Origin of the sequence: Faecalibacterium sp. i21-0019-B1, assembly GCF_042852915.1 — a bacterium.
Taxonomy (GTDB): Bacteria; Bacillota; Clostridia; order Oscillospirales; family Ruminococcaceae; genus Faecalibacterium; species Faecalibacterium taiwanense.
The window spans coordinates 1,270,394-1,283,914 of the sequence record NZ_AP031425.1; the positions used below are offsets into that span (position 1 = coordinate 1,270,394).

Genomic DNA, 13,521 nt, shown 5'->3' on the forward strand with positions numbered 1-13,521 from the left:
TTGCTGTTTTTAAGGTGCACAGGGCAAAGCACACAGTTTTTGAGGATGGTTTTTAGTGACCCTGCCGGAATTTATCTGTAAGGCAAAATAAATAGGAATTATTCTTAAAATTATCCTTGACTAACTAGGAATGATTCGCTATAATAGAGCCATGACAAGGGCCGGTGAGTACCAACACCGCCCAGCCTGTTTTCTAACTGATATAAAAAGAATGATGGAGGTCTATTCTTATGAAGAAGTATGTTTGCACCGTTTGTGGTTATATTGCTGAAGGCGAGATCCCGGCACAGTGCCCCGTCTGCAAGGCTCCTGCTTCCGCTTTTGTGGAGAAGACCGGCAACACCTACGTCACCGAGCATGTTGTGGGCATCGGCAAGGCCGAGGGCGTTCCGCAGGAGATCGTGGACGGCCTGCGCGCAAACTTTGAGGGTGAGTGCAGCGAGGTCGGCATGTATCTGGCAATGGCTCGTGTGGCTGAGCGCGAGGGCTACCCCGAGATCGCTGAGGCTTACAAGCGCTATGCCTACGAGGAAGCAGACCACGCATCCCGCTTTGCAGAGCTGCTGGGCGAAGTTGTCACCGACAGCACCAAGAAGAACCTGATGATGCGTGCCGAGGCTGAGTGCGGCGCATGTGCAGGCAAGATGGATCTGGCCAAGAAGGCAAAGGCCCTGAATCTGGATGCCATCCACGACACCGTTCACGAGATGGCGAAGGACGAGGCCCGTCACGGCCGCGGCTTTGAGGGCCTGCTGAAGCGCTACTTCAACACCGAAGTCTGATAAGGTTTCCCCGGTTATCCATTCTGACCGCTGCATGGCTTTGCCGCTGTGCAGCGGTTTTTTTGTTCAACCTACGGAATTGTTCCGTTGACAGGTACAGCGGCGGCGGGTTATAATTTATCTCGTGTTCAATGAACTGCGAAAGGGGAGACGGGGGAATGAAAAACGGACACACCACCCGGCAAAAGGCCCCGGCGGGCCGCTACGCCCTGCTGGACGAGCTGTGCGGGCTGGATCTGGTCAGCATGATGCTGTACCATGCCTGCTGGGACATGATGTTCCTGTTCGGCATCTGGATGGACTGGTACGCGGGAATGCCGGGGCGTCTGTGGCAGCAGACCATCTGCTGGGTGTTCATTCTGCTGTCCGGCTTCTGTGTGCAACTGGGACACCGCACCCTGAAGCGCGGCGCACAGGTGTTTGCTGCCGGGGCACTGGTCACGGTGGTGACGCTGGTCTTCATGCCGGAGGACCGGGTGGTGTTCGGTGTGCTGACCTTTCTGGGCAGCGCCATGCTGCTCACCGGTGTGCTGGAACCGCTGCTGAAAAAGATCCCGCCCGCCGCAGGGCTGGCGGTTTCGGCGGTGCTGTTTGCACTGACTTATCATCTGGACGAGCGTTGGCTCGGCTTCGGCGGGCTGCGCCTTGCGTTGCCGGATGCATGGTACGCGAATTACTTTACAGCGTTTTTCGGCTTTTTGCCCTTCGATTTTTATTCCACCGATTATTTTGCCCTGCTGCCGTGGCTGTTTTTGTTCTGGGCAGGGTACTTCCTGCATTTCTGCATGGGGCGGCAGCGCATGGAGCCCTTGCGCCGCTCGGTCTGCCCGGCGCTGGGCTGGATGGGCCGGCACTCGCTTTTGCTGTATCTGCTGCACCAGCCGGTGATCTACGGCGTACTTTCGGCCGCGGCAGTTCTTTTTGCATAAAAGGCTTGACACAGCCGGGAAGCTGTGGTATTCTATCGGTGGTTAGAAGGTACTAACCAAATGGGGATGCGTCTGCGTGGTTGGACGCATTTTCATGGAACATAAAGTTAGATATATCTAACTAATATTGATTTGAGAGAGGACGATCTTTATGAGCAAAGTAGCAGTCGTATTCTGGAGCGCAACCGGCAACACTGAGACCATGGCAAACTGCGTGGCAGAGGGTGCAAACGGCACCATCGTGCCCTGCAGCGAGATGAACGCCGCAAAGCTGGCTGAGTTTGATGCAGTGGCTTTTGGCTGCCCCGCAATGGGCGCGGAGCAGCTGGAGGAGAGCGAGTTCGAGCCGATGTTCTCTGATCTGGAGGGTTCTCTGAACGGCAAGAAGATCGCCCTGTTCGGCTCCTACGGCTGGGGCGACGGCCAGTGGATGCGTGACTGGGTGGAGCGTGCTCAGGGCGACGGCGCACAGGTGCTGAACGGTGAGGGCCTGATCTGCAACGAGGCCCCGGACGATGATGTTCAGGCTGCATGCCGCAAGCTGGGTGCAGATCTGGCTGCATGGTAAACAGGAGAAGCTTCTCTTGACAAACAGAGACGGCTGCGATAAACTATGAGAACACCGAAAAACGGTGTTTTTGCAGAGCTGAAGGTTAGCAAATGCTAACTTTCGCGCAAAAGCAGCAGCCTCTGTACAGAATGCATCAAAACTGCGGCAGGGGACAGCAGACGGAAAGGTCTGCGCTCCTGCCGCTTTGGTTTCAGAAGGCGGTGTATATGGCAGTGGCTGCAGCAATTGGTGTTACGGTAGGCTTTGCATTTTTGCGCCGTGCGGTGCGCCGCGCTGCAATGCGGTCGGACCGTAGAAAAAAATAAGGCAGCAGGAGGCCCCGTCCCATGCAGGATACCCCGAAGAACTTGGATCAGAAGCGCGCAGATGAAAAGATGCTGGTGAGCGAGATGATCGCTCTTTACTGCCGCAGGCAGCACAAAACACCCAAAGGCAGCCTGTGCCCGGAATGCCGGCAGCTGCACGATTACGCCCTGACCCGCATTGACAAATGCCCGTTCATGGAGACCAAAACCTTCTGTTCGGCCTGCAAAGTGCACTGCTACAAGCCGGAAATGCGGGAGAAGATCCGCGCGGTGATGCGCTGGGCAGGCCCGCGGATGCTGCCGGTGCACCCGGTGCTTTCCATCCGGCATGCGGCAGTCACACTCCGGTCCAAGCGCGAAGCGAAAAAGGCTGGCTGAATTTTCCAGAATAAACACCCTGCCCGCAGGCCATACTGTGGACAGAGAGGTGATAAATATGGAAAACATCGGCGTTACCTGTGATGTCTGCGAGTGCAGCCACAATGTGAGCGGCTGCAAGTGCGACCTGCCCCAGATCAAAGTGACCGAGCAGTGCACCTGCGATACGCAGCAGGTGGAGACCCCGCACTACTGCCAGAGCTACGAGAAAAAGTAATTCCTAAAGTAGCAAAACAGCTCCTGCCAGAGCATCTCCGGCAGGAGCTGTTTTGGGTCACGGAGGTCAGCGCAGGGCCACATTGCAGGTGGCAAGGCTGCGGATCAGGGTGCCCACGCTCTCCTTCATCCGGATGCCCACGAAGCCCAGCGTGAATGCGGCCTGCACATTGGCCAGATTGTCGTCGATGAACACGCACTCGCTGGCCTTCAGGCCGTATTGATCCAGCAGGGCCTGATAGATGCGGGGGTCGGGCTTGTTGATGTGCACCTCGCAGGAGGCTACGCCGCCGTCAAAGCGGTCCAGCACGCCGCGCTCCTTGAGCAGGGCCAGCACGTCCTCCGGGATGTTGCTGAGATAGTACACGCTGTAGCCATGGTTCTTCAGGCGGCGCACCAGCTCCTGCATCCGGCGGCGCGGGCGCAGGATGTGCAGCCAGTCGTCCAGCACGCCCTGCACCTCAAACTCGCGCCCGGCGGCCTTGGCGTTGCGCAGCATGGCCTGATTGCCGTCAAAGCGGGAGACAAGCCCCGCATCCAGCTGCTTCCACTCCTCGCTGCCAAAGGTCAGGTCGTACACCTGCTCTTCGATCTCTTCATTGCAAATGCGGTCTACCAGATAGGCGCGGGGGGCAAAATCCACCATGACACCGCCCAGATCAAACACGATGCTTTTATACATTTAAAATTTCCTCTGTTTCTCATGGAATGCTTTGCCCACAGTATACCACAATCTGCCATGCGGTTTCCACTGCTTTTTGCATGATGCGCCCGGCGGCTGCATAAGCTGTGGCAGAAAGGGGAGAAGGGCATTGACCATCCGGGAACTGTGTGAAAAAGAGGTGGTGCAGCTGGAGCAGGGGGTCTGCCTTGGCCGGGCCGACGACCTGACCTTTGACCCTGCCACCGCCCGGCTGCAGAGCCTGATCCTGCTGGGGCGGCCAAGGCTGTTCGGATTGCTTGGCCGGGACGATAGCCTGACCATTCCATGGCAGGAGATCGAGACCATTGGCACGGATGCGGTGCTGGTGCACACGGCCCTGCCGCAAACGCCGCCGCAGCCGGAACAGCTCAAATGGTGGCAAAAGCTGCGCGTGAAGCTGGGTTTGTAAATTTTTTGCAAAAACAGGGTGGACTTTTTTGTGGAAGTGACTATAATAATCGCAGAAGCTTTGTGCAAAAAGCGTAAAGAAATGTGCTTTTGCGTATGATCTGAGGTTTCAAGGATGAGGAAAGGAACAGGAATTATGAAAACTCCCAAACCGCTTTTGGCGCTGCGGATGGTATTCCCGCTGGCGGCATCGCTGATCGTGCTGCTGCTGGGCGAGGGGATCGCCCGCGGGAGCCTGAGCGCAGACGTTTTTGCAAGTTTTATCTTCCCGCACATCGGGGCTTATCTGCTGGCGTGGCTGCTGCTGTTTCTGGTGTGGCTGCTGCTGGACTGGGTGTTCCGCTGCCCGCCGCTGTCCACGCTGGGCATGGCGGTGCTGGGCTGTGCGCCCTGCGCGGTGAACTTTTACACCCTGCAGCTGCGCGGCGAGCCGTTCCTGCCATGGGATCTGACACAGGTGTCGGAGGCTGCCGGTGTGGCATCCGCTGCGGGCCTCAAGATCCAGCCCAGCATGGTGGTGACCATCATCGTGGTGCTGGTGCTGATGGCGGGCAGCTTTTTCCTGTACCGCGGCCGTCACAAACAGCGCTGGCTGCCCCGGCTGGCGGGCAGTGCCGCCACCGCAGCGGCCCTCTGCCTGCTGGTGTTCGGCGTGTACCTGCAGCCCGCTGTCACGCAGGTGCTGGGCATTACGCCGGATGCATGGATGCAGGACCGCTACTACCGCTACTACGGCGTGATCACCGGCTTTATGACCAACCTCACCAATCTGGAGATCTCGAAGCCCGAGGAATACTCGCAGGAAGCAGTGGATGCCCTGCTGGACAATGCGGACGAGAGCCAGAAGTTTGCCACCAGCCCGCTGTACTCCACCAGCTACAGCGCCGTGACCCCCAAGGACGAGCAGGTGAAGCAGCCCACCATCATCTATGTGATGGACGAGTCCTACTGGGATGTCTCGGAGCTGGAACAGTACGGCATCACCTTTGATACCGATGTTTCCAAGAACCTGCACGCCTTGCAGCAGACCAGCGCCTATGGCCGGGCCTACAGCCCCAGCTTTGGCGGCGGCACCTGCGATGTGGAGTTTGAAGCCCTTACCGGCTACTCGGTATCCTTCCTGCCCAGCGGCAGCAAGCCCTACCAGCAGCATGTGACCAAGCCCATGTTCGCCATGCCCAATTACCTCAAGCTCAAGGGCTACCAGACCGCAGCCGTGCACTGCTTCTGGGCAAAATACTGGAGCCGCGACAAGGCTTACCCCAACCTCGGCTTTGACGATTTTATCAGCCTTGAGGATATGCATGACGTGACCAAGGTGCGCAAGCACTACTGGACCAGCGGCCTTGTCACCGATGATTCCATGGCCGACCAGATCATCCAGCAGTACGAGAGCATGAAGTCTAGCTCGGACAAGCCCATCTTCCTGCACGCTGTCACCATGCAGAACCATACCAATTATAACAAGGACAACTACCCGGACGACGAGCGGGTGAAGGTGCTGTCCCACCCGGCGGGCCTCAAGCCCAGCACCGTGGGCGCGCTGGAAGATTTTGCTACCGGCATCCGGGATGCAGATGCCATGATGGGCAAACTGACCGAATACTTCTCGCAGGTGGACGAGCCGGTCATTCTGGTGTTCTGGGGCGACCACTATAACCCCATCGATTCCAATTACGATGTCTACACCACTACCGGCTATGCCAGCGATTCCAGCGCAGACCCCCGCCTGCACCAGACCACGCTGCTGATGTGGTCCAACTACAGCCAGCAGCAGGTGGACCTTGGCACCATTGCCGCTTACGATATCTCGCCGGTGATGATGGACATTTACGGTCTGGAAGAGCCGCTCTACTTCCAGTTCCTGAACCGTCAGCTGCGCGTGGCCAGCCGCACCAATACCCGCGGAACCACCATGAATCTGGACGGCACCACCACGCAGGAGCCTACCGAGTTCCAGCAGCGGTGGAGCGCAGAGCACTGGCTTTTGCAGTACGACCTGATGTTCGGCAGGGGATACGCCCTGCAGCGCATGGGCCTTGCGGGCCTGAGCGGCGTGGACACAGGCAAATGAGCGAAAAACAGACGATTTCTTTGTAAAAAACAGAGAAAAACTCTTGCAACCGGCGTTTGTTTGTGATATTATAACAAGGCATTACACACGCATCACTATGCCCTTTTGTGCCCAAATGGGTGGAGGGCAGTCCCGAACCGTCCGATACGGCCCGGGATCACGGTGTGCGGAGGCAAAACAATATCTGGAGGTATTTTTACTATGGCAGTCGTTTCTATGAAGCAGCTTCTCGAAGCAGGTGTGCACTTCGGTCACCAGACCCGCCGCTGGAACCCCAAGATGGCAAAGTACATCTTCACCGAGCGCAACGGCATCTATATCATCGATCTGCAGAAGACCGTGAAGAAGCTGGACGAGGCTTACAACTACGTGAAGGAAGTTGCAGCTGAGGGCGGCGACATCCTGTTCGTCGGCACCAAGAAGCAGGCTCAGGAGTCCATCCGTGACGAGGCTCTGCGCTGCGGCATGCACTATGTCAATGCTCGCTGGCTGGGCGGTATGCTGACCAACTTCCGCACCATCCGCAAGCGCATCGACCGTATGGATCAGCTGGCTAAGATGAAGGAGAACGGCACCTTCGAGCTGCTGCCCAAGAAGGAAGTTGCCAAGCTGGAGCTGGAGATGGAGAAGCTGGACAAGTACCTGGGCGGTGTCAAGAACATGAAGACCCTGCCGAAGGCTATGTTCATCGTTGATCCTCACAAGGAGCGCATCGCTGTTGCTGAGGCCCGCAAGCTGAACATCCCCATCGTGGCTATCGTTGATACCAACTGCAACCCCGACGAGATCGATTACGTGATCCCCGGCAACGACGACGCGATCCGCGCTGTCAAGCTGATCGCTGGCGCTATGGCTGACGCTGTGCTGGAAGGCAAGCAGGGCAACCAGGAGGCCGCTCCCGCTGAGGATGCAGCAAACGCCTGATTTCCCATCCCACAAACAACAAAATAACGTGTAAGGGAGAATACGAAAATGGCTATTTCTGCAAAGGACGTTATGGAACTGCGCAAGCAGACCGACTGCGGCATGATGGAGTGCAAGAAGGCTCTGACCGAGGCTGACGGCAACTTCGAGAAGGCAATCGAGATCCTGCGTGAGCGTGGTCTGGCTACCGCTGCCAAGAAGGCAAGCCGTACCGCTGCCGAGGGCATGGTCTATGCTGACTACTGCCCCCAGTGCAAGGTGGGTGTTGTCATCGAGGTCAACGCTGAGACCGACTTCGTTGCCAAGAACGACAAGTTCGTTGCTTTCGTCAAGGAGGCTACTCAGGTCATCATGAAGCAGAACCCTGCTGATGTTGAGGCTCTGATGGCTTGCAAGACCGAGAACGGCGAGACCGTGGACGAGGCTCTGAAGAACCTGATCCTGGTCATCAAGGAGAACATCAAGGTTCGCCGTTTCGTCCGTTACGAGGGCGTTTGCTCTGCATACGTCCACGGCGGCGGCACCCACGGCATTCTGGTCAACTTCGAGACCACCAACGGCATCGAGGCTAAGGACGAGTTCGTTACCTACGGCAAGGACATCGCCATGCAGGTCGCAGCTGCTAACCCCGGCTATGTCGATGAGGCTTCTGTCCCCGCTGAGGTCGTGGCCAAGGAGAAGGAGATCATGCTGGCTCAGATGGCTGGCGATCCCAAGACCGCTAACAAGCCCGAGGCTGTGAAGCAGAAGATGATCGAGGGCAAGATCAAGAAGTTCTTCAAGGAGAACTGCCTGGTCGATCAGGAGTTCGTCAAGGACAGCGACCTGACCGTTGCTCAGTACACCGCTAAGGTCGCTAAGGATCTGGGCGGCGACATCAAGATCGTCAAGTTCACCCGCTTCCAGAAGGGCGAAGGCCTGGAGAAGCGTGCTGACGACTTCGCTGCTGAAGTTGCAAGCATGGTGAAGTAATTTAACTTCCAAAGTTGAATTGGGAGCTGCAGTACCCGTAACAGGGCACTGCGGCTCCTTTTTGTTTGTGTTTGGCGGGCGGATGTGCTATCATAGAGAAAATAGAAAGAAGGGAGGACGAAAAGCAATGCGCAGTGTAAACAAAACGTCTCTCCGAATGGAGAGCATGATCGGATAAGGAGAATCCCTTATGAAAAAACAAACCATGACTCTTGCGGGCATCCCTGCCATTCTGTACGGCAGCCGGAGCCGGAATGTTTACCTCTATCTCCACGGCAAGAACGGCTGCAAGGAAGAGGCAGAACGTTTTGCCGCTACAGCCTGTGAAGCGGGCTGGCAGGTGCTGGCTATCGACCTGCCCGAGCATGGCGCACGGAAAAACAGCCCTGAGCGGCTTCTGCCGTGGGTGGCTGTGCCGGAGATAGAAGCTGTATACGCCCGCGTGAAGCCGGTGTGGGCGCATATCCGGCTGTATGGCGTGAGCATCGGCGCGTGGCTTGCCATGCAGGCGCTGCAGGGAGACGCGCCGGAACAGACCCTGCTGGTCTCTCCGGTGGTGGATATGGAAGCTCTCATCACGAATATGATGCAATATGCCCATGTGACCGAGGAACAGCTGCAGCGGGCAGGGGAGATCTCCACGGATCTTGGGGAGACCCTCTCATGGCCGTATCTGTGCTGGGTGCGGGAACATCCGCTGCACTGGCATGGCCGCACGCAGGTGCTGTATGGTGACAGGGATGCCCTGACCAGCCGCACCATGATCGAGCGCTTCCGTCAGGAAAGCGGGGCGCATCTGACGATCATGGAGGGCGGGGAACACTGGTTCCACACCCCAGTGCAGATGGCGGTCCTTCAAACGTGGGAAGAAGCGAACGTTTGATTCTTGTGCTTTGCAACTGGGCAGAAGGTTTAGAATGGCCTCCGCTTCGCTCTGGCCATTTCCAGCGGAAGTATTATTTTTATATTTGCAAACCAGCAAAGCCTGCGGGCTTTGCTGGTTTGCTTTTTCACGGGAAAGGTCGTGACCGTACACTGCATTTTTTGTGGTGACTATGCATTTTATCTTTGGGACTCTTTCTGTGAAAAAATGGTTTGGAAACGACCGCAGTCGTTTCCAAACCACAATATCAAATAAATTTTCCCCTGCTTATGGCCGGAGCGCACGCGGAGGCCATTTCAAATCATAGAAGCTTACAGCAACAAAAACTGCCGCTGACGGTTTTTACGCCGTCAGCGGCAGTTTGCCTATTCTGTTAAGCGATGCTCAAACCTGAGAGATCAGACCTTTGCTTCGCTGTTGTGCTCAGCATTCTTATAGGCCTTGAAGGAGTGGAACACGATGTTCAGGCCCAGAACGATCAGCAGCACGGCCAGGATCAGCTGCAGGCCGTTTGCAATGAACACAGCACCCCAAGTGGTCTCGCCAGCGGGGATGGTGACAGCAGCGGCATTGCTGATGGCCTTGACCATGGCGATCAGGCGCTGCACCAGAGCGGTGAAGGTGACGCACAGCATGATGATCAGCGGAGGGAAGATCATCTTGTTGCTGCGGCCGGTGACCTTCAGGAACACGCACAGGGTGGCCAGAACCAGAGCGCTCAGCAGCTGGTTTGCAGAACCGAACAGGGGCCAGATGTTGGCGTAGCCGATCTTGGTCAGCAGGAAGCCGAAAGCCAGAGTCAGGAAGGTGGAGAAGTACACGTTGCACAGCAGCTTGCGCCAGCCCTCAGCATGCTCCATGTCGTCCACGCTGAACAGCTCCTGGAAGCTCATGCGGCCGATACGGGCCACAGCATCCAGACTGGTCAGGGCCAGTGCGGAAACGCACATGGTCATAAACACAGAGGCAAAGTGCTGGTCCAGGCCAAAGCCCACGAAGAAGCTGGCAACGCCGCGGCTGAAGACCTGGAACGGAGTGCCGTCTGCGGGGGTGCCGTCTGCAGCAGCAGAAGCACCGGCAACACACAGGGCGATGACAGCCAGCAGGCTTTCCAGCACCATGGCACCATAGCCGACCTTCAGCATATCCTTCTCATTGGTAACGGTCTTGGAGGAGGTGCCGGAAGACACCAGACTGTGGAAACCGGAAACAGCGCCGCAGGCAACGGTAACGAACAGGATGGGGAACATGGTGCCCAGCTTGGCGTTGGTAAAGCCGGTGAACACCGGCAGGTTCATGACGGGATGGTTGACGATCAGGCCCAGAACAGCGCCCACGATCATGGCCACGAACATAAAGGTGGTCATGTGGTCACGGGGCTGCTTCAGCAGCCACATGGGCAGGACAGCGGCAAAGAAGATGTACACAAAGGTGATGTAGCTCCATGCAGCCTTGCCCAGAATGATGGGGAAGTTTGCACCCACCACAAAGGACAGCACGATGAATACGATGCTGATCACATTCTCTTTCCAGCCGGTGAAGTGCAGGTTCTTCTGCAGCAGGCCAAAGACCACGGCGAACACCATGAACATGATAGAGACCATGCCGGCAGCACCGTTGGTCTGGGCAGCCTCCACCAGAGCACCGTCAGCACCGTAGGCATTGAAGGTGCCGGCCACCATGTCGGCAAAGGCGGCAATCACGATGCCGCAGAACAGCCAGCAGAACAGCAGGAACAGCTTGCGGCCGGTCTTGCCGATGTACTTTTCGATCAGCATGCCCATGCTCTTGCCATCGTTCTTAACGGAAGCATACAGAGCGCCGAAGTCGGTGACAGCACCGAAGAAGATGCCGCCCAGCAGCACCCACAGCAGCACCGGCAGCCAGCCGAACGCAGCGGCCTGGATCGCACCGGTGACAGGGCCTGCACCGGCAATGGAGCTGAACTGGTGTGCAAACACGGTCCAGCCGTCGGTGGGAACGTAGTCCCGGCCGTCCTCATGGACAACTGCCGGGGTCTTGGCAGAGGGGTCGATGCCCCACTTGTTTGCCAGCCAGCGGCCGTAAAGCATATAAGCGCCAAACAGACACACGGCTGCGATCAATACGATGACCAGCGTATTCATTGTTTTTACCTCTTTCCTTTCTTGGCATCCGGCAAATGTCAGCGACATGGGGCGGCAGGATGTAAAAAAGGCCCCGTCTTCCTGCGTTCGTTCCATTTGGGACGAACCATCGAAGACGAAGGCCTTCACATACACTGCACATCGTGTATGGAATACTCCGCGATACCACTTCGTTTGCTGCACAGGGCAGCCACTCCCAGCGTACATACATACGCAGCCCCGTAACGTGGGCAAAACGGCCATGCATTACTGGAAGGCGGGGTCAGCGCCTTTGTTCACACAGGCTGCTCGCAGGGGAGAACGCTTTGCTCCTGACTGCCGCCCTTGCATCAGATGGGCGGCTCTCTGGGAGAGGGTGCTGCAAAGAATCATGTCCTGTTCATCGCATTTGCCGAATGATTGTCCGTATTTTAGTGCGGAATTCACAAATTGTCAATATCTTTGGAACAAGTTCGGAGGATGCACTAATTCAGAAAAGCGTTCTGCAATAATTTTTAGGTGATTTTTGTTCATGCGTGAAACGAAGAAAACTATACACGTCAACGAATGAAAAGAGTTCACGCCAAGGACTTGACTTTCACACTTTGATGTGCTAAAGTGATGATGCAAGAAAGAACCTGAACATTTCCGGAACAATTAAAAGAGGGAACGCTCCCAAAACCGGACAGTCCGCTGCGGCGGCAAGGAGAACATTCATGTCAGATAAAAATTCCAGAAGAAACCAGACCACCGATGCACTGTTTGATGCCATCCTCAGTCTGGAAACGCGGGAGGAGTGCTACAACTTCTTTGAAGACCTGTGCACTGTAAAGGAGATCTCGGATATGGCGCAGCGGCTGGAAGCGGCAAAGATGCTGCTGGACGGCAGAACCTACGATCAGATCGTGAAGGCGGTGGAGATCAGCACGGCCACCATCAGCCGCATCAACCGCTGCATCCAGTACGGCTCCGGCGGCTACCGCGAGACCATTGAAAAGGTGCGCGGCACCCAGAACCCTAAAAAGCAGGAGTAACACCGGCGTACCCGGCAGACATAGAATGGGGCGTACACCGCCCCTGACCGGACGAACGAAAGGAAGGTTTTATCATGTCTGCTGAGAACTGTATCGATACCACCCGCTGCCCCTGCCCCTGCCTGCCCAAGGTGACGCTGGAGCAGGCGGTCGTTGACCTTGTGGAGAGCATCGCTCTGCAGGAAAATGCCCTGAGCCACATCCTGTGCGCCGAGAGCCGGAAGATGGACGCCGCCATGAAACTGGACGGTCTGGACCTGTGCAAGCTGCTGGAAGTGAACGATTCGGCCACCAACATGGTGCACGCCGTGGCAAACCTGGAGCTGGTGCTCAAGGATAAGCTGGAGTTCGTCTCCAACAACCTGTACTATCCGCCTGCGGATGCCGCAGCGAAGTAAGAAGATGCTGAAAGGCCTGTCCGGATGCCGGGCGGGCCTTTTCTCTGCTTGAATGCATAATTTTTGTAAAAACCATTTGTTGGAATTGCTGATAACGGGATTCTGTGCTATACTATACAATGTATCACCATGAAAGTGAGGAAATTTACAAATTGCTGAACTACGATGCGATCCTGTTTGATGTGGACGGGACCCTGATCGATTCCGCTCCCGGTATCATAAATACATTAAAAGAAGTCTTTGCCAGGATGGGCGTGGACACCACAAATGTGAACCTGCGCCGCTACCTTGGCCCACCGCTGCGCAAGAGCTTTGGTGAGCACTTTACCGACCCGGCCCTCATTGAAAAGGCCACCGACCTGTACCGCGACAGCTACGCCGTCAAGGGCAGCCACGAGTGCGCCGCCTACCCCGGTGCAGCAGAGATGCTGCAGCGCCTGAAGGACGCGGGCCTTGTGCTGTGCACCGCTACCTCCAAGCCCACGCAGGTCGTCACGCCCATTCTGGAAGAAAAGGGCCTTGCAGATTATTTTGATTTTATCGGCGGCGCGTCCATGGACGAGAGCCGCGACACCAAGACCGACGTGGTGCGCCATGTGCTGGCCCAGCCCATGATGCAGGGCAGGCGGGTGCTGATGGTGGGCGACCGCAACGACGATATGCGCGGCGCGGCGGACTGCGGGCTGGATGCCGCCGGTGCGCTGTACGGCTACGGCAGCAGGGAAGAGCTGGAACCCTTCCACCCGGTGCTGCTGGCCGAAAGCTGCGCCAACCTTGCAGACCAGATCCTGAACGGACAGGCATGACCGGAAGGCCCTGTGCCGGAAACGAAATGAATG

At 56.8% G+C, this 13,521-nt stretch carries 15 protein-coding genes; 13 read left to right on the forward strand and 2 right to left on the reverse strand.

Going from position 1 to position 13,521, the window contains the following annotated elements; translation table 11 throughout:
* Positions 1-230: 230 nt before the first annotated feature.
* The 5 genes from ACGHP1_RS06325 (at position 231) to ACGHP1_RS06345 (ending at position 3,182) form a co-directional block, all read left to right on the forward strand.
* A complete protein-coding gene (locus ACGHP1_RS06325) occupies positions 231-782 on the forward strand; it encodes an NADH peroxidase (RefSeq protein WP_005926148.1) in 552 nt (183 codons plus the stop codon).
* A 158-nt stretch (positions 783-940) separates the two neighbouring features.
* Positions 941-1,711 (forward strand): heparan-alpha-glucosaminide N-acetyltransferase, encoded by a 771-nt coding sequence (locus ACGHP1_RS06330; protein WP_390508462.1) that lies wholly within the window; start codon positions 941-943, stop codon positions 1,709-1,711.
* A gap of 151 nt (positions 1,712-1,862) precedes the next feature.
* Positions 1,863-2,279: a flavodoxin gene (locus ACGHP1_RS06335; protein ID WP_005940293.1), complete on the forward strand. Its 417-nt coding sequence runs from the start codon at positions 1,863-1,865 to the stop codon at positions 2,277-2,279.
* Between the two features lie 329 nt (positions 2,280-2,608).
* Complete coding sequence (locus ACGHP1_RS06340; protein WP_005940299.1) at positions 2,609-2,965, forward strand: nitrous oxide-stimulated promoter family protein; 357 nt, start codon at positions 2,609-2,611, stop codon at positions 2,963-2,965.
* A gap of 58 nt (positions 2,966-3,023) precedes the next feature.
* Positions 3,024-3,182, forward strand: coding sequence for a DUF1540 domain-containing protein (locus tag ACGHP1_RS06345; protein ID WP_005940302.1), 159 nt, complete (start codon positions 3,024-3,026; stop codon positions 3,180-3,182).
* Between the two features lie 66 nt (positions 3,183-3,248).
* On the opposite strand, the gene ACGHP1_RS06350 is transcribed toward ACGHP1_RS06345, so the two are convergent.
* On the reverse strand, positions 3,249-3,863 hold the full coding sequence (locus tag ACGHP1_RS06350) for an HAD family phosphatase (protein WP_097774864.1): 615 nt from the start codon (positions 3,861-3,863) through the stop codon (positions 3,249-3,251).
* A 130-nt stretch (positions 3,864-3,993) separates the two neighbouring features.
* Between ACGHP1_RS06350 and ACGHP1_RS06355 the strand changes: the two genes are divergently transcribed.
* From ACGHP1_RS06355 to ACGHP1_RS06375, 5 genes are all read left to right on the forward strand, one after another.
* Positions 3,994-4,293, forward strand: coding sequence for a PRC-barrel domain-containing protein (locus ACGHP1_RS06355; protein ID WP_120079549.1), 300 nt, complete (start codon positions 3,994-3,996; stop codon positions 4,291-4,293).
* Positions 4,294-4,428: 135 nt separating this feature from the next.
* Positions 4,429-6,366, forward strand: a complete 1,938-nt coding sequence (locus ACGHP1_RS06360) for an LTA synthase family protein (RefSeq protein ID WP_120079551.1) — start codon at positions 4,429-4,431, stop codon at positions 6,364-6,366.
* A 201-nt stretch (positions 6,367-6,567) separates the two neighbouring features.
* Positions 6,568-7,290: a 30S ribosomal protein S2 gene (rpsB, locus tag ACGHP1_RS06365; protein WP_005940316.1), complete on the forward strand. Its 723-nt coding sequence runs from the start codon at positions 6,568-6,570 to the stop codon at positions 7,288-7,290.
* Between the two features lie 48 nt (positions 7,291-7,338).
* On the forward strand, positions 7,339-8,262 hold the full coding sequence (gene tsf / locus ACGHP1_RS06370; protein WP_005940319.1) for a translation elongation factor Ts: 924 nt from the start codon (positions 7,339-7,341) through the stop codon (positions 8,260-8,262).
* Positions 8,263-8,452: 190 nt separating this feature from the next.
* Positions 8,453-9,145: an alpha/beta hydrolase gene (locus tag ACGHP1_RS06375; protein WP_390508467.1), complete on the forward strand. Its 693-nt coding sequence runs from the start codon at positions 8,453-8,455 to the stop codon at positions 9,143-9,145.
* A gap of 398 nt (positions 9,146-9,543) precedes the next feature.
* On the opposite strand, the gene ACGHP1_RS06380 is transcribed toward ACGHP1_RS06375, so the two are convergent.
* On the reverse strand, positions 9,544-11,271 hold the full coding sequence (locus ACGHP1_RS06380) for a carbon starvation protein A (protein ID WP_097774869.1): 1,728 nt from the start codon (positions 11,269-11,271) through the stop codon (positions 9,544-9,546).
* A gap of 695 nt (positions 11,272-11,966) precedes the next feature.
* On the opposite strand from ACGHP1_RS06380, the gene ACGHP1_RS06385 reads away from it, so the two are divergent.
* From ACGHP1_RS06385 to ACGHP1_RS06395, 3 genes are all read left to right on the forward strand, one after another.
* Positions 11,967-12,284 (forward strand): YerC/YecD family TrpR-related protein, encoded by a 318-nt coding sequence (locus ACGHP1_RS06385; RefSeq protein WP_005940332.1) that lies wholly within the window; start codon positions 11,967-11,969, stop codon positions 12,282-12,284.
* A gap of 74 nt (positions 12,285-12,358) precedes the next feature.
* Complete coding sequence (locus tag ACGHP1_RS06390; RefSeq protein ID WP_005940334.1) at positions 12,359-12,682, forward strand: hypothetical protein; 324 nt, start codon at positions 12,359-12,361, stop codon at positions 12,680-12,682.
* Between the two features lie 152 nt (positions 12,683-12,834).
* A complete protein-coding gene (locus tag ACGHP1_RS06395) occupies positions 12,835-13,488 on the forward strand; it encodes an HAD-IA family hydrolase (RefSeq protein WP_242961859.1) in 654 nt (217 codons plus the stop codon).
* The last annotated feature ends 33 nt before the right edge of the window (positions 13,489-13,521 follow it).